Origin of the sequence: Pseudomonas sp. ES1 (genome assembly GCF_050586605.1) — a bacterium.
Taxonomy (GTDB): domain Bacteria; phylum Pseudomonadota; class Gammaproteobacteria; order Pseudomonadales; family Pseudomonadaceae; genus Aquipseudomonas; species Aquipseudomonas sichuanensis.
This window is the reverse complement of record NZ_JBOBDM010000043.1, coordinates 38,559-54,712: the sequence shown is the minus strand read 5'-3', so window position 1 is coordinate 54,712 and position 16,154 is coordinate 38,559. Positions and strand designations below refer to the sequence as shown.

Here is a 16,154-nt window from a genome sequence, read left to right as displayed (position 1 = left end):
GCAGTTCGCCCATATCGGCGCGGCGAGCCTGGCCGGCACCTTCCCCGAACCACCCAAGCCGGGCAAGGGCGCGCTGGAACTGTTCAACCTGTACGCCAACACCAAAGGCATCAAGGCCGGCGACTACGAAGTTACCGATGCCCTGGGCACGGTGCTCAAGGGCACGCTGGACGGGCAGGGGTTCAAGGCCGTGTCCGGTGCGGCGCCAGGGCCGGCCATGGCCAAGTTCGGCCTCGACACGGCCGACACCTGGAGCATCGGCAGCTTCGCCAAGGGCCTGCCCTGGCCGAAGCTGGCGGTGACCGAAGAAGGCGCGCCGTCGATGCTGGATTCGATGATCGACTCGCTGACGCCGGATGGCAGTGGCGCGGCGATGGATACGGTCAAGCGACTGGCCAGCAGTGGCATGGACGCGGCGAAGACCGGCATGAGCCTGCTCAAGGCCTGGCAGGGAGCAATGCAGAGTGCGCAGCAGGTACAAGGTGCGCTCAAGGCTGGCGTGGCCGGTTTACCGCAACTGGCGAGCGCCGCCAGTTCGGCACTGCCGGCCGCTTCTGGCGCACTGGGCGCCGCTGGCAAGGCAGGCGCCGCAGTCCAGGGGGCCATGGCCAGCCTGCCGAAGCTGCCGCCACCACCCAAACTCCCCGCCTTCAAGGCACCGAACCTGAACACCCTGACTGACCTGATGCCAGGCGAGCTGATTTCATGACCGAACAGACTTCCCAACCCGGTGGCCGCGAAGTCGCCATCGTTCCCCTGAGCGACATCCACATCGAAGACGTCGGCCGTGGTGCTGCAGTATTCGATGCCTGGCTGCGTGACGTCAGCGACGGTTATGTCACTCTCGAACGCATCAAGAACGTCGCGGGTTCCTTGCCGGTGGTGGGCAACATCATCGCCCTGGTCGACGCCCTGGGCGATGTCGTCACCTTGGCTGAAAGTGACAAGCCTGACCCGTGGGACTGGGTCAGCCTGGGCATCAACCTGATCGGCGTGGTGCCTATTCCACCGAGTATGGCGGCCGCACGCATGAGCCTGCGACCGATGCTGTTCATGGTGCGCCAGGAAGGCAAGCAGGTCCTCGGCGACGCGCTGATCGAGATCATTGTCGGGCACCTGAACGCCGATATCGTCGGTAGCCTGGATGACTTCGTCAGCCAAGCCGAAGACAAGCTCAAGGAAACCCTCACTGCGGCAGGTGGCAAGGGCGAGGAAATACTCAACGAGATCTGCAAAGGCCTGGATGCCTTGATCGATGGCGACCTCGACAGCGGCAAGGACCTTGGCGAGGCCGGCAAAAAAGCGAGCAAGGCGGCAGACCAACTGCTGCATGACCCTTTGGCCAGTATCGACAACATTTTCGATGCGGCCTGGAGCGCCTCCAAGGCGGCAGGCAAGGGCGTGGCCAACATGGCCGCCAGCGCAACGATCAGTGACGAGGCCAAGGACTACGGCCACAAGCAAGTAGCCAAATTGCGCGTGCTGGCGCCTCAGATCAAGAGCGAAATCCTCAAGCTCGGCGCGGCCAGCAATCCGCATTCGATCGAAGCTCTGCGTCTGATCCTGGCCGCTAGCGTGGCGCTGTGGCGCAAGCGCAATCCGCAGTTGGTGGACACCAACATCAAACCCAACTCCACCAGCACCGCGCAGCACCAGGCCACGCAAGGCAAGCTCGAAACTCAACGCGAGGAAGCGCCGCCAAAGAACGCGGCCAACCGCTGCAAGAACGGTCCTTGCACGGGGACCACCCGCGACATCAACTTCGCCCTTGGCAGTGAAACCCTGCAGCACGTCGACTTCAGCCTGCCCGGTCCATTCCCGGTCACCTGGGCGCGGACCTACAACTCACGGCTGGCAGAGCTCGACGACAGTAGCCTGGGTGCCCGTTGGCTGACCGAGTTCACCACCTGCATCGATGTGGTCGACGATGGTCTGGTGTTCCACGACGTCGATGGCCGTAGCCACCCGTACCCCATGCCCAAACTGGGCAAGCCGCACTATGACCCGATCGAGTACCGAAGCCTGGTCCGCACCACTGAGACCCAGATCATCCTCACGCGTGGGCTGGAGCGGCGTGAAACCTACGAGCGGTTCGGTGATCAGTTCTATCTGGTTCATATCGTCCTGCGCAGCGGCGCTGGCGCGATGCTGCACTACGAGCATCATTTCAACGGCCGTCCGGTGTTGTCCGATATCAACACGTATGAGGACAACGACCCGACCAAGGTGCACCTGCAACTGGGTACGCTGCTCGACGACCAGGGCCACATCCAGGGCGTGTGGCAGGTGGTCGACGGCAAGCCGCTGCGCCAGCTGTGCGCCTACCACTACGATGACCAGGGCGACCTGATCATCGCCCAGGACGAGCACGGCGCCGCCTGGCACTACCAGTACCAGCATCACCTGGTGACCCGTTACACCGACCGTACTCAGCGCGCCTTCAACCTCGAGTGGGACGGCAGTAGCCCTAAGGCCAAGGCCATCCGTGAATGGGCCGACGACGGCAGCTTCGAAACGCGCCTGCAATGGGACAAGCACATCCGCCTGACCACCGTGACCGACGCCCACGGCCAGCAGACAAAGCACTATTACGACATCCTCGGCTACACCTACCGCGTCAAGCATCCGGACGGTAACTCCGAATGGCTGTTCCGCGATGACCGCAAGAACATCATCCGCCACGTCCACCCCGACGGCAGCCAGGATCGCTTCACCTACGACGAGCGCAGCAACCTGCTCAAGCACATCCGTGCCGACCACAGCGTGGTGCACTACGCCTATGACGACCACGATCAGCTGATTAAGATCCGTGATGCAGAGGGTGGCCTATGGCTGCGTGATTACGATGAGCGCGGCAACCTGGTCGAGACCGTTGACCCGCTGGGCAACAAGACCGAGTTCGCCTACACCCCGGCCGGATTGGTCAAGGCGATCAAGGATGCTATCGGCAACGAGAAGAAAATCGCCTACAACGACGCGGGGCAGCTGCTGGAGTACACCGACTGCTCCGGCAAGACCAGCCAGTGGAGCTATAACGCCTTCGGCCAGATGTGTGAGTTCGCCGATGCGGCTGGCAACAAGACCGCCTATGAATACAAGGCCGGGCAACTGGCCAAGGTCACCCATCCGGACAAGACCGAAGAACACTTTGAGCGTGACGCCGAAGGCCGCCTGTTGGCGCATGTCGATGCCCTCGACCGCTGCACCACCTGGACCTACAGCGCGGTCGGCCTGCTGGCAGAGCGCGTCGATGCGGCAGAACATACCCTGCGCTACCGTTGGGACAAGCTGGGCCGGTTGATCGGGCTGGAAAACGAAAACGAGAGCAAGGCCAACTTCCTCTACGACCCGGTGGGTCGCCTGTTGCAAGAGACTGGTTTCGATGGCGTGGTCACCCGCTATCAGTACGACCCGTACACCGGTCGATTGGCGAGCACCCAGGTCGGCCAACGCCGTATAGAACTGCGCCTCGACCGCATGGGCCGGTTAGCCGAGCGTACCGCCCGCCTGGGCGATCAGAGCCAGACCGAAACCTTTGCCTACGATGGCAACGGCCAGCTGATCCAGGCCACCAACGACGCGAGCAAGCTGCAATGGTTCCGTGACGAAGCGGGCAATATGACCCGCGAGCACCAGTACTACTTGGCCACCGGCACGCCGATGGTCGCGGTGTGGCAGCACGAATACGATGCGCTAAACCAACGTATTGCAACGATTCGTCCGGACGGCCATAAGGTCAGCTTGCTGACCTATGGCAGCGGTCACCTGCTTGGTATGACCCTCGACCAACACGAGATGCTGGCCTACGAGCGCGATGACCTGCACCGCGAAATCGTGCGGCATCAGGGCAATAAGTTGATGCAGACCCAGGCCTGGGATCCGGTCGGGCGTTTGCAGGAGCAGCTGCTGGGCAGCCATGACGGCCAATCCACGTTGCTCAAGCGTCAGTACCGCTACGACGCTGCCAGCCAGTTGACCAATATCCACGACAGCCGCCGTGGCCAACTGGAATACCAGTACGACCCGGTAGGCCGCCTGCTCAAGGCCACCAGCCGCTTGGGCGTGGAAACCTTCGCCTTCGACCCGGCCGGTAACCTGCTGGACCAGAAGACTCAGGAACTGAACCGTCCGCTGGAAGCGGATCCGCGTCGCAACAAGCTGATGGACAACCTGCTGCGTGAGTATGCCGGTACCCACTATAAATACGACGAACGCGGCAACCTGATCCACCGCCTGCACAACGGTTCCCATGCCCACTTCACCTGGGACCTGTTCGACCGGCTGGCCAGCTACAACGACGATAAGCTCAAGGTCGATTACAGCTACGACGCCTTGGGTCGACGTCTGCACAAACACTCGGTGGCGCACTTCTGGGACCGCCCCGAAGCGGGGACCGGCTGGAACCAGCTGCAACGGGCCAAACGCCAACGCGAACTCGGCTGCGGCTTCACCCTGTTCGGCTGGGATGGCAACACCCTGGCCTGGGAAAGCTCACCGCCACGGGATGAGGGCGACACTGGACGTACAGTGCACTACTTGTACGAGCCGGGCAGCTATGTGCCGGTCGCCCAGGCCTTGCGCAAGAACCCGATCCGCCTGCACAAGCAACCGGATTGGACCCAGCGAGAGTACGACTTCGATCAGGATCCACTGTGGCATACGGAGGTGAAAACACAGCCGTTCGATGCGATTGCCTGGTACCAGTGCGACCACCTCGGCACGCCGATGGAGTTGACCGATGAGCAAGGCAATGTCGCTTGGGCGGGGCAGTACAAGGCCTGGGGTGAAGTCCGCGAGGAGCGCTCGGAGTGGGCTAAGCAGCACGGGCTGAGCAACCCGATTCGTTTCCAAGGGCAGTACCAGGATCATGAAACGGGGCTGCATTACAACCGACATCGATACTATGATCCCATAGCTGGACGTTTCGTCAGTCAAGACCCGATCAGTTATAAGGGAGGGGTGAATCTTTACGGTTATGTAGCGGATCCAAACAGTTGGACAGACCCTGTAGGGTTATGCAGCACTAAGCTGAATAAGGCTTTAGGAGGAAATACAGGCGACCACTTACAAGCACATCACCTCATTCCTGAGGAAATCTGGAAGAAAAACTCAGATTTCTTTGAAGATATTGGAATGGGCGGGCAGATGGATAATAAGGAAAATGGACTCCTTATGCCAGACAGCCATAATAAAGCCAAGGCGATGAAGCGCATGTTTTACCATTGCGGAAGCCACTCAACATATAGCTCTACCGTAAATGCGGAGGTGCTGGATATCTCTGAAGATTTCTATAATGGTAATATTTCCAAAGCTGAAGCCCAAGGCAAAATATCGGCAATGCAGACCAGGAACCGTGCTTTACTAGCTGCTCCTGCGGTTCCAGGCGTGTCTCCTATCCGACTAAGTTGAGGTCCAAAATGCTATATTTGATGCTGCAGAAAAGCGAACCGGGTTGCCCGACTGGTGAATTGGACGCAATTCTTTATGATCAATTTTATGCTGATCCGAGAGCTGTGGAGTATGGTCGTTTTCCTTGGTATTCGAACGCTGTTCGAATGAGGCCTCATGAAAAGTTCCCGGCTGGCTTGGTGTTGATAGGTAAATCATCGAGCTATAAGTTTGCCGCAAGAAGCATTGCTCGGGATCTGTATGTTGTGAGTAATGGGTTTCTTGAGGTTTGCAAAGAGCTTGATGTGAAATTGGGTGATGCTGTAGAGATAGATGTGCGTAATGCGAGTGGCGAAATAGTAGTTGATGAAAAGTACTTTCTTGTGACTTTTGAGTCCTACTTGGCGAAGGATGTGGTGTTGCCTGAGTCTAAAATTACCGAGGGACAGTATGGGCGGATTGAGGCCTTCACTTCACTGGTGATAGATGTGCAAAGAGTTTCGCATGTTTTCAGGATTTTGGGGCTTAGCGCTCGCTTTAGTACGTTGTTTTGCTCCGGGGCTTTCAAGGAAAAAGCTGAGAGGGCGGAGTTAAAAGGTATAGAATTTATTCCGTTGCTTGGCAGTTGCTCTGATGATGTCGTGGCGCTTTAAAAAATTTATTGGATTGGCTCGATAAGAAGTGAATAGGAGTCTGACCTCCCTATTCAAGCAGTCGGGCCGATTCCTGCGCGACTGTAAGCTCTTGACTGGGAAAGCGGCTGCATGCGCTTGTTGAGCGGCCGATTCACCTATGGTGGACGATAAAGTTACTGGGAAAGAAAATTTTGTGTTTGGTTGCTAGGAAGTGTTTGTCGGTCTCATGGATGGCAGCATGTTGGTAAAATGAGGGGGCGATGAAGTACTTTGTGATTTCTCAAGCGGAGGCGGCAGGAGCTCCGTTGGGTTTTTTAAATGCGGCTCTCTATGATAAGTACTATAAGGATAGCAAGGGGGTTGAGTATGGCTATTTTCCTTGGTATGCCGAGCGCAGAGGCTCGGAAAAACATACGCCATTCCCTCCGGGTATGGTGCTGATATCAAAAGACGAAAGCTATTCATTTGATATTAGAGGGGTTGCTGGCTTCTATATAGCAAGTGATAATTTGCTCCAGGTTTGTAGTGGGTTGTCCACAGGCGTTAAAGATTGTGCTTCAATTGAGGTTGTTGATAGTAGTGGGCAGAAGATTTCAGAGAAAAATTATAATGCAGTTTATATCGATGGACTTGATGTCCGAGATTTTGCGGCGCCAGAGTCTGCCTTCATTGAACAAGACGGCCTGATTTTTCGAATCAAGAGACTGGTGATGAAAAAGGAAGTTGGCTTGGACCTCTTTCGTTTCAAGGGATTGCACGCTGGAAGTGGTACCTTGATATGTTCCGAACGGTTTGCCGATTCTGCGGTAGATCTGCAAGGAATTACTCTTCAGCCGATGGAGTCCATTATTTGGTCTCAGGTTAGGAGAATCTAGCTAGTATTTCTGCTCAGCGGCGTAGCTTTACGTACTTGATGTGCACGGCCAGTGGTCTGCCGATCACTCCAGTCATATTCGAACGGAGCCTAGCAACAAGCTCGCTTGGCCTTGTCGAACCTCAGGTCTTAAAGCGAAAGCCTCAGATGTTGATAAGCCAGGCATCTGAAGCACGTGCGCAACTCAAATCACTCCAACGGTTCTAGGTTTTCCGGGAGGGGGAATGAAGCATTATGTGATTAGTCAAAAAAAAGACGCGGGTTCGCAATTGGGTCTACTGGATGCAGCTCTTTTTGATAAGGCATATGAGACCTGGGATGAGGTGCGGTATGGATATTTCCCCTGGTATGCGAATTCTACACGTAAGCGTCCGCATGAGAAAATGCCGGCAGGAATGGTGCTTGTAGGGAAGTCCAAAAAATATTATTTCGGAGCTCGCAGGCTTGCAAGAGGCCTGTATGCGATCAATGGGAAGTTTTATCTCGCTTGCTTGGAGGCAGGTGTTAAATTTGTCGATGTGGAGAAAGTCAATTTCATAATTGATGGGGGCGCAGAAAATCCAGTCAGCTACTACGCAGCAGTCTTCGAATCCTACCCGTGCGACGAAGTTATCGAGTCGGCGTCAAATATGACCTGCGATGAGTATGGCAGCGTCGAATCATTTGAGCGTTTTAAGCTTCGGTCTCCTGATAGTGCAGTATTCAGGATTGGTGGGTTGTCTCCTTACATTGATACGCTCTACTGTACTGAGGATTTTAAGATAATAGCGGAGCGCCATGGTGTTTTAGGTGTTGAGTTTATTTCTTTGGATGGGAGTGATTCAAGAGGTATTTATCCACTGTAACCGATCGAGTTAAGCGACTGGTCAAAGTGGTCGGGTGCATGGATGCGATGAAGTATGTAGCAACGATTGTGCAGGGGGCTTTATGGATGTCCATGAAAAAATATTTTTTAACCTCATTTCCGATGAAGATGACTACCCTCCCGTATCAACGGAGGCCATATGGGGAGTAAGAGTCGGGGCTGGCGAATATAAGATTGATAACGTCCCCGCTTATATATATGGCGTTAGCAAGGGTGACGTGATCAAGGCTGAGAAGATAGATGGGGAATCCGTAGCCATTAGCGTCCTGCACCAGGGAGGCCATACCACGCTGAGAGTCTTTGTCGAGGACAAAGACCTTAAGGCACAAGTGATTAAGGAAATCGAAGCCCTCGGTGGGCGTTGCTCGGTGAGCTCGGCCTTCTCGCTTTTCTCTGTAGATCTGCCGCCCGAGGCAAATTTCCAAGCAGTTGACTGTTATCTAGAAGGTCTCGCACAAAGCGGAGCCATTGCCTATGAAGATGCTTGCTTGCAGCATGCGGGTATTGACTCACAGCGGCTGCTGGAAGCGATGAGCCTAGCGACGCTTGGAACACGCCACTGACCACGTCGGTTTTATTGTGAAGGATCAGGCACATTTTTCCGACCATAGTGTGGTGCACCTCAATAGGAGCTTTTAATGTCTAAGACTCGCATCATTGGAACAACGATTGCTGCCATTAAGGATGCTGAGCAGAAACTGAAAATGCAGTTTCCTGAGTCGTTTACAGAGTGGCTTCTATTGAATAATGGGAGGTCGCTTGGTGCACTTGTCATCTTTCCAGTTTTTGATAGTAGAGATCCGCGCAAGACTTGGGAGTCTATAGTTAGAATCTATAGTGGGTCGTGGTCGGAGTGGCTAGAAATTTTTTCCGAAGATGGAAAGGATTTTTCAAGGTTACTGCCTTTTGCGGAATTTGGTACTGGTGATTTTTACTGTTTCAATTATGAAGTCTTGGGTTCCAGTGGCGAACCTGTAGTTGGGGTGTGGAGTCATGAGGTGGGAGGGTTTGTAAAGGTGGCCGATAGTTTCAATGATTTTATTGGTTCGTCTAAACGACCTGGCTAAATTATTTGAGTGGAAAGTCAATCTGGGTGTGACTTATTCATGTCTACTGGCTGAATGTATGCTGGGGCTATGAAGAAGGGTGAGGGGTAAACTGAAGGGGGGTTTATATGTGGATTGAGCATGCCTTGAACAAGGAAAAAGTTGTCAATATGTTTGGCGGATTTTTGGATATGACGAGCGCCGAGCTAATGGGGGTGTATGTTCATGAAGAGTATGCGGTGAGGTTTCTGTTTTGTATTAAAGGCATCCCTGAAAAGCATCCTGAGAAATGGGACGGGAAGGGCTATAATTCAATGACCGTTTCGTTGCGTTTTTTTGGGATCAAAAAATTCGAGGCGAATTTGATCAGGATTGGCTTTAGTTGTTGTCCAGACATTAGAAGTTCGGCTGGGGTGGCTTCCATAAATATTGTTTCTGAAGGAGGGGCGATTTTCTGTGAGTCTGAATTTGTTAGCATTGAGGATATTACTCCTCGAGATGATGTAAGGTGGGCTTGAGTTTGCGAAGGCCGGAGTTTAGGCTAATAAATAACCGGCGTTGTGTAAGGTCTCGGTCGTGACTGTAGTTGCTACTGTTGAGGAGTAGTAAAGTGGCGGCTAAAGGGGAGAGATTTATTTTCATGATCTGATTGCGACTCCATAATATGCATCGAGCATAGGAATTAGGGTTGCTTAAAATTAGAGTATGGAAAATAAATCTGTCCCCTTTTCTGTCTTTTCTGCTCCATACCCCTTGAGTGAGAGTGTTCATGGCGGAATCTGAAATACATACTTTCAGTGAGCTCCTTGAGGCCATGCAGGCCGCAAAAGGACCGAAGGTCAGAAAAACGCTGTACCTATTATCCCTGGCGTTCGGAAATGCGTCCTGTGAGACGGATACACCGCAGGCTGCCGTCGACTTTATCGTTGCTGTATTCGCTTCGAGCACCTTGTGCGACAAGCCAGGCATGAGCCGCCTGCTGGAGGAGGTGGGGTGGGAGTTCCACCGCTATGACGACACGCAGAAGCAGCAGATCTATCGTGCGCTGTGCGACACCTACCCCCAATACCAGAACGGAGAGTTTTGCTGGCGAGTGTGCGACTTGGTCGCGCGTCAGTACACGACACAGCAGGCCATGAACTTCTTCGCGCACCAATCCGAGGCTGCGACCGGTGAGGGTCGGCGGGGGATCGATGCGGGCCTTAAGGTTATTGCCGGGAGGGAACGGCACAATCGGAACGTGATGGCGCAGATTCAACAGCTTCAGGGTAGCCCTTAGGAATTGCCGTGGCTGGTGAAGATATGCTCGGCGCCTTTAGCGCTCAATGCGATCGCCTGGGAGCCAGCGAACCGCTCCCAGGCAACGCATACTCAGTGCTTCATCCCCAACTCAGCATCATCCATCAACGCCTTGGCCAGCGCGCTCAGGTAGTACGACGCCCAAAGCAGTTGGGGTTTCTCTTCCATGATCCCGGCTATGGTCAGGTCGCGCACGCAGCCCATCAGCTCAGATGCCTGGTCACGGGCATCCTGGCAGGGGATGCCGGGTTCGATACAGAACAGCGGGGCGGTCATGCCTTCGCCTTGGTAGAACTTGGTTTTGCCCGCAGTGGTGCGGGGCGTGGTGTCGTCTGTGTTCATTGCTCACTCTCCCTGAAATGATCGGTGCCTGGGCGGGCCCCATCGCGGGTCAAGCCCGCTCCCACGGATGCAGGCATAACCCTGCGTGCTGGGGGTGGCGTGGGAGCGGGTTTCACCCGCGATAGCGCCCGCCCAGGCGACACATGACCAACGGCCTAGTGGAACGCCCGGCGCTCCATCTGCGGCATCTGCACCTGGATCAGTGCCGACTCGAGCAGCACCCGCAGCGCCTCGATCTCATGCATCAACGCCATGATCAGAATCGACGCGGGTGACTTGGACTGCTGGACCGAAATGGCCTGATGCGCAACAGCCTGTGCGCACAGGGCGTACTCGGTGCACTGGATCAGGGTGTCTTCAAGGGAATGATGATTGTGGGGTGGATCTGGGACGATCTTTAGCATGGTTACAGTCCTGTTCGGGAAATAAGGACCACCACCGCAAGCTGTCAAACAAGAAGGTGGCAGCTGTACATGGGTTGACAGACCGGTGAACAGAACCAGAAACCGGCGCACACGGAGGTGCCCCACGCACAGCCGCCATAAAAGCAAAGCCATGCGGTTTGTTCAGGGCGGCCTGTCAAAGCCGATCACTGTTTTCGCAGCGACCGCCCGAGACTAGAGGCCAACCCAGACCACCGCAATGGCTTGAAAGGACCTGGCAGTATGTTTGGGAAATGGACTACAGGAAAGGTGCTTAATCTGATTCCTCCCATTCACATTTACCGCCCACCACCCCGTAAAAGGTCGCCTGAGCGTGGGAGCCTTCGCCTTCGCCCCTGTCGATACCCACCCTCGCCACCGCCTGCCTATCGCCACAATAGCGAACGGTGGTTGTTCTAAAACCTGCGAAGTAGGACAATTATCGGCTTCACGTCCCAACCAGCGACCTTGCATGGCCTTTCTTGCACTTGGTATCAACCATAAGACTGCCTCGGTAGACGTACGCGAGCGCGTGGCGTTTACCCCAGAGCAGCTGGTGGATGCCCTGCAGCAGCTCTGCCGACTGACCGCCAGCCGCGAGGCGGCGATCCTGTCCACCTGCAACCGCAGCGAACTCTATATAGAGCAAGACCAGCTCGGCGCCGATGCGGTGCTGCAGTGGCTGGCCGACTATCACCAGCTGAGCCTCGATGAACTGCGCGCCAGCGCTTATGTGCACGAAGAGCACGACGCGGTGCGGCACATGATGCGGGTGGCTTCGGGCCTCGACTCGCTGGTGCTGGGCGAACCGCAGATCCTCGGCCAGATGAAGTCGGCCTACGCCGTGGCCCGCGAGGCCGGCACCGTCGGCCCGCTGCTCGGCCGCTTGTTCCAGGCCACCTTCAGCGCCGCCAAGCAGGTGCGCACCGACACCGCCATCGGCGAGAACCCGGTGTCGGTGGCCTTTGCCGCGGTCAGCCTGGCCAAGCAGATCTTCTCCGACCTGGGGCGCAGCCAGGCGCTGCTGATCGGTGCCGGCGAAACCATCACCTTGGTCGCCCGCCACCTGCACGAGCAGGGCGTGCGCCGCATCGTCGTGGCCAACCGCACCCTCGAACGCGCCAGCATGCTGGCCGAACAGTTCGGCGCCCACGCCGTGCTGCTGGCGGATATCCCGCAGGAGCTGGCCAACAGCGACATCGTCATCAGTTCCACCGCCAGCCAGTTGCCGATCCTGGGCAAGGGTGCGGTGGAAAGCGCGCTGAAGCAGCGCCGGCACAAGCCGATCTTCATGGTCGACATCGCGGTGCCGCGTGACATCGAGCCGCAGGTCGGCGACCTGGATGACGTCTACCTCTACACCGTCGACGACCTGCACGATGTGGTCGCGGAAAACCTCAAGAGCCGCCAGGGCGCGGCCCAGGCCGCCGAAGAGCTGGTGTCGGCCGGTGCCGACGATTTCATGGTGCGCCTGCGCGAGCTGGCCGCGGTGGATGTGCTCAAGGCCTATCGCCAACAAAGCGAGCGCCTGCGCGACGAAGAGCTGCAAAAGGCCCAGCGCCTGCTGGCCAACGGCGGCAACCCCGAAGAGGTACTGGCGCAACTGGCCCGGGGGCTGACCAACAAACTCCTGCACGCGCCCAGCGTGCAACTGAAAAAGCTCTCTGCCGAAGGCCGCCTCGATGCACTGGCCATGGCCCAGGAACTCTTCGCCCTCCATGAGGGCTCGACGGACAAAACCCCGCAATGAAAGCGTCGCTGCTGAACAAACTGGACACGCTCCAGGACCGCTTCGAGGAACTCACCGCGCTGCTGGGTGATGCCGAAGTCATTTCCGACCAGACCCGCTTCCGTGCCTATTCCCGCGAATACGCCGAAGTCGAGCCGGTGATCGCCGCCTATCAAGAGTGGCGCAAGGTCCAGGATGACCTCGAAGGCGCCCAGGCGCTGCTCAAGGACGCCGACCCCGACCTGCGCGAAATGGCCGTCGAGGAAGTGCGCGAGGCCAAGGAGCAACTGGTGGGCCTTGAGTCGAACCTGCAGCGCATGCTGCTGCCCAAGGACCCCAACGACGGGCGCAACGTGTTCCTGGAAATCCGCGCCGGCACCGGTGGTGACGAGGCGGCGATCTTCTCTGGCGACCTGTTCCGCATGTACTCGCGCTATGCCGAGAAACGCGGCTGGCGCCTGGAGATTCTCTCCGAGAACGAAGGCGAGCACGGCGGCTACAAAGAGATCATCGCCCGGGTCGAAGGCGACAGTGTGTACGGCAAGCTGAAGTTCGAGTCCGGCGCCCACCGCGTGCAGCGTGTGCCCGAGACCGAGTCGCAAGGCCGCATCCACACCTCGGCCTGCACCGTGGCCGTGCTGCCCGAGCCCGACGAGCAGGTGGCGATCGAGATCAACCCGGCCGACCTGCGCGTGGACACCTACCGCGCCTCTGGCGCCGGCGGCCAGCACGTCAACAAGACCGACTCGGCGATCCGTATCACCCACTTGCCGACCGGCATCGTGGTCGAATGCCAGGAAGAGCGTTCGCAGCACAAGAACCGTGCGCGGGCGATGTCCTGGCTGTCGGCCAAGCTCAACGACATGCAGACCAGCGCCGCGCAAAACGCCATTGCCAGCGAGCGCAAGCTGCTGGTCGGTTCGGGCGACCGTTCCGAGCGCATCCGCACCTACAATTATCCACAGGGCCGGGTGACCGACCACCGCATCAACCTCACCCTCTATTCCCTCGACGATATCCTCGCCGGCGGTGTGGACGCGGTGATCGAGCCGCTGCTGGCCGAGTATCAGGCCGATCAGCTGGCCGCCCTGGGGGATTGATGACCATCATTGCCAGCCTGCTGCGCAACGCGCAGTTGCCGGAGTCGCCCACCGAGCGCCTGGACGCCGAGCTGCTTTTGGCCGCGGCCCTGGGCAAGTCGCGCAGCTACTTGCACACCTGGCCCGAGCGCATCGTCAGCAGCGAGGCCGCCGAGGCGTTCGCAGGCTTTATCGAGCGCCGTCGCGCGGGTGAGCCGGTGGCCTACATCCTGGGCCAGCAAGGCTTCTGGAAGCTTGACCTGGAAGTGGCGCCGCACACCCTGATCCCACGCCCGGACACCGAGCTGCTGGTGGAGACCGCCCTTGAGCTGGTCCCGGCCACGCCTGCCCGGGTGCTGGACCTGGGCACCGGTACCGGCGCCATCGCCCTGGCCTTGGCCAGCGAGTGCCCGGCCTGGCAGGTGACGGCGGTGGACCGTGTCGACGAAGCCGTGGCGCTGGCCGAGCGCAACCGTCAGCGCCTGGGCCTGGGCAATGCGCAGATTCGCGCCAGCCATTGGTTCGATGCGCTGGCCGGTGAGCGCTTCGACCTGATTCTCAGCAACCCCCCTTACATTAGCGCCGCCGACCCGCACCTGGTTGCCGGCGATGTGCGTTTCGAGCCCAGCAGTGCCCTGGTGGCAGGTGAAGATGGCCTGGACGACCTGCGCGTGATCGTCGCCCAGGCGCCGCAGCATTTGCTGCCCGGCGGCTGGCTGCTGCTCGAACATGGCTACGACCAGGCCCCGGCGGTGCGCGAGCTGCTGGCGGCCAGCGGCTTCATCGAGGTCGCCAGCCGTGTCGACCTGGGCGGCCACGAGCGCATCAGCCTGGGGCGCCTGCCATGCTGAGCGACCTGGAGCTGTTGCGTTACAGCCGGCAGATCCTGCTGTCGCAAGTGGATATCGACGGCCAGCTGCGCTTGAAGCACGGCAAGGCGCTGGTGATCGGCCTTGGCGGCCTGGGCTCGCCGGTGGCGCTGTACCTGGCCGCTGCTGGCGTTGGCCAATTGCACCTGGCCGATTTCGACACCGTCGACCTCACCAACCTGCAGCGCCAGGTCATCCACGACAGCGACAGTGTCGGCATGAGCAAGGTGGATTCGGCGATCAAGCGCCTGCAGGCGATCAACCCGGAAATCACCCTGGTCGCCCATCGCCAGGCGCTGGATGAAGATTCGCTGGCCGCCGCGGTGGCGGCGGTGGACGTGGTGCTGGACTGCTCCGACAACTTCGGCACCCGGGAGGCCGTCAATGCCGCCTGTGTCGCGGCCGGCAAGCCGTTGGTCAGCGGCGCGGCGATCCGCCTCGAAGGCCAGCTGTCGGTGTTCGATACGCGGCGCGACAACAGCCCCTGCTACCACTGCCTGTACGGCCATGGCAGCGAGGCCGAGCTGACTTGCAGCGAAGCCGGCGTGCTCGGCCCGCTGGTCGGGCTGGTGGGTAGCCTGCAAGCACTGGAGGCCCTGAAGTTGCTGGCGGGCTTCGGTGAGCCGCTGGTGGGGCGCCTGCTGTTGATCGATGCGCTGGGCACCCGCATGCGCGAACTGCGGGTCAAGCGCGACCCGGCCTGCGCCGTGTGCGCTACCCGCCATGGCTGAAGGGCGGGCGCCGGTAGGCGTGATGGATTCGGGGGTCGGCGGTTTGTCGGTGCTCGCCGAAATCCAGCGCCTGCTGCCCAATGAATCGCTGCTGTATGTGGCCGACAGCGGCCACGTCCCTTATGGCGAAAAGTCCCCCGACTACATCCGCCAGCGCCTGCGCCATATCGCCGGGTTCTTCCGCGAGCAGGGTGCCAAGGCGATGGTCCTGGCCTGCAATACCGCCACCGTGGCGGCGGTCGCCGACCTGCGCGAGCTGTACCCCGACTGGCCGCTGGTGGGCATGGAGCCGGCGGTCAAGCCGGCGGCGGCGGCAACCCGCTCTGGCGTGGTCGGCGTGCTGGCCACCACCGGCACGCTGCAAAGCGCCAAGTTCGCTGCCTTGCTCGACCGTTTCGCCAGCGATGTGCAGGTGATCACCCGGCCTTGCCCGGGGTTGGTGGAGTGCATCGAGGCCGGCGACCTGGCCAGCCCGGTCCTGCGCCAATTGCTGGCGGGCTACGTGCAGCCGTTGCTCGACGCGGGCTGCGACACCTTGATCCTGGGCTGCACCCACTACCCTTTCCTGCGCCCGCTGCTGGCGCAGATGGTCCCGGCAGACGTGGCGATCATCGACACCGGTGCCGCCGTGGCACGCCAGCTGCAGCGCCTGCTGGCGGTGCGCGGCTTGCTCGCCGAGGGGCCGGCGCAGCCCACCCGGTTCTGGAGCAGCGCCGACCCGGCCACCCTGAAAAAAATCCTGCCGTTGCTGTGGCATAAATCCGACAGCGTGCAAAGCTTCCCCTTATAAAAAGTGTGAAGGGCGTCAATCGCCGTTGGAACTATGGTTTCGCCGTCGATTTCTACCGCTCTGCCTGCATCCTGGGCAAACACTG

15 protein-coding genes and 1 pseudogene are annotated in these 16,154 nt (G+C 58.7%); 14 read left to right on the top strand and 2 right to left on the bottom strand.

Annotation, left to right across the window (positions count from 1 at the left end; all coding sequences use genetic code 11):
• From ACQ4N9_RS18175 to ACQ4N9_RS18135, 9 genes and pseudogenes are all read left to right on the top strand, one after another.
• A pseudogene (locus ACQ4N9_RS18175) lies at window positions 1–709 on the top strand (type VI secretion system tip protein VgrG); the annotation flags it as partial.
• The gene (locus ACQ4N9_RS18170; RefSeq protein ID WP_390968484.1) at window positions 706–5,409 is read left to right on the top strand and encodes an RHS repeat-associated core domain-containing protein; all 4,704 of its coding nucleotides are present in this window, start codon (window positions 706–708) and stop codon (window positions 5,407–5,409) included. The pseudogene ACQ4N9_RS18175 and the gene ACQ4N9_RS18170, both read left to right, overlap by 4 nt.
• Window positions 5,410–5,417: 8 nt before the next feature.
• On the top strand, window positions 5,418–6,041 hold the full coding sequence (locus tag ACQ4N9_RS18165) for an imm11 family protein (RefSeq protein WP_390968486.1): 624 nt from the start codon (window positions 5,418–5,420) through the stop codon (window positions 6,039–6,041).
• A gap of 242 nt (window positions 6,042–6,283) precedes the next feature.
• On the top strand, window positions 6,284–6,898 hold the full coding sequence (locus ACQ4N9_RS18160) for an Imm43 family immunity protein (protein ID WP_390968488.1): 615 nt from the start codon (window positions 6,284–6,286) through the stop codon (window positions 6,896–6,898).
• Between the two features lie 223 nt (window positions 6,899–7,121).
• Window positions 7,122–7,742 carry a hypothetical protein gene (locus ACQ4N9_RS18155; protein WP_390968490.1) on the top strand — a complete coding sequence of 207 codons (621 nt, stop codon included), beginning with the start codon at window positions 7,122–7,124 and terminating at the stop codon, window positions 7,740–7,742.
• Between the two features lie 82 nt (window positions 7,743–7,824).
• Entirely contained in the window at window positions 7,825–8,325 is a 501-nt protein-coding gene (locus tag ACQ4N9_RS18150) for a DUF4265 domain-containing protein (protein WP_390968492.1), read from the top strand.
• A gap of 75 nt (window positions 8,326–8,400) precedes the next feature.
• A complete protein-coding gene (locus ACQ4N9_RS18145; protein ID WP_390968493.1) occupies window positions 8,401–8,829 on the top strand; it encodes an SMI1/KNR4 family protein in 429 nt (142 codons plus the stop codon).
• A gap of 125 nt (window positions 8,830–8,954) precedes the next feature.
• A complete protein-coding gene (locus ACQ4N9_RS18140) occupies window positions 8,955–9,326 on the top strand; it encodes an Imm50 family immunity protein (protein ID WP_390968495.1) in 372 nt (123 codons plus the stop codon).
• 251 nt (window positions 9,327–9,577) lie between these two features.
• Window positions 9,578–10,087 carry a hypothetical protein gene (locus ACQ4N9_RS18135; protein WP_390968497.1) on the top strand — a complete coding sequence of 170 codons (510 nt, stop codon included), beginning with the start codon at window positions 9,578–9,580 and terminating at the stop codon, window positions 10,085–10,087.
• 92 nt (window positions 10,088–10,179) lie between these two features.
• Here the strand turns inward: ACQ4N9_RS18135 and ACQ4N9_RS18130 are convergent, their stop codons facing one another.
• On the bottom strand, window positions 10,180–10,449 hold the full coding sequence (locus ACQ4N9_RS18130; RefSeq protein ID WP_390968499.1) for a DUF3077 domain-containing protein: 270 nt from the start codon (window positions 10,447–10,449) through the stop codon (window positions 10,180–10,182).
• Between the two features lie 155 nt (window positions 10,450–10,604).
• Window positions 10,605–10,853, bottom strand: a complete 249-nt coding sequence (locus ACQ4N9_RS18125) for a hypothetical protein (protein ID WP_390968501.1) — start codon at window positions 10,851–10,853, stop codon at window positions 10,605–10,607.
• Window positions 10,854–11,343: 490 nt separating this feature from the next.
• Between ACQ4N9_RS18125 and hemA the strand changes: the two genes are divergently transcribed.
• Genes hemA through murI form a run of 5 tightly spaced genes read left to right on the top strand, consistent with a single transcriptional unit; the run spans window position 11,344 to window position 16,069 of the window.
• Window positions 11,344–12,621, top strand: a complete 1,278-nt coding sequence (gene hemA, locus ACQ4N9_RS18120; RefSeq protein WP_110994771.1) for a glutamyl-tRNA reductase — start codon at window positions 11,344–11,346, stop codon at window positions 12,619–12,621.
• Window positions 12,618–13,700 carry a peptide chain release factor 1 gene (gene prfA / locus ACQ4N9_RS18115; RefSeq protein ID WP_125860356.1) on the top strand — a complete coding sequence of 361 codons (1,083 nt, stop codon included), beginning with the start codon at window positions 12,618–12,620 and terminating at the stop codon, window positions 13,698–13,700. The genes hemA and prfA overlap by 4 nt, the downstream gene beginning before the upstream one ends.
• Complete coding sequence (gene prmC / locus ACQ4N9_RS18110; protein WP_390968503.1) at window positions 13,700–14,530, top strand: peptide chain release factor N(5)-glutamine methyltransferase; 831 nt, start codon at window positions 13,700–13,702, stop codon at window positions 14,528–14,530. The genes prfA and prmC overlap by 1 nt, the downstream gene beginning before the upstream one ends.
• Window positions 14,524–15,279, top strand: coding sequence for a molybdopterin-synthase adenylyltransferase MoeB (locus ACQ4N9_RS18105; protein WP_125860352.1), 756 nt, complete (start codon window positions 14,524–14,526; stop codon window positions 15,277–15,279). The genes prmC and ACQ4N9_RS18105 overlap by 7 nt, the downstream gene beginning before the upstream one ends.
• Window positions 15,272–16,069, top strand: coding sequence for a glutamate racemase (murI, locus tag ACQ4N9_RS18100; protein WP_390968505.1), 798 nt, complete (start codon window positions 15,272–15,274; stop codon window positions 16,067–16,069). Before ACQ4N9_RS18105 ends, murI begins: the two co-directional genes overlap by 8 nt.
• Window positions 16,070–16,154 lie beyond the last annotated feature (85 nt).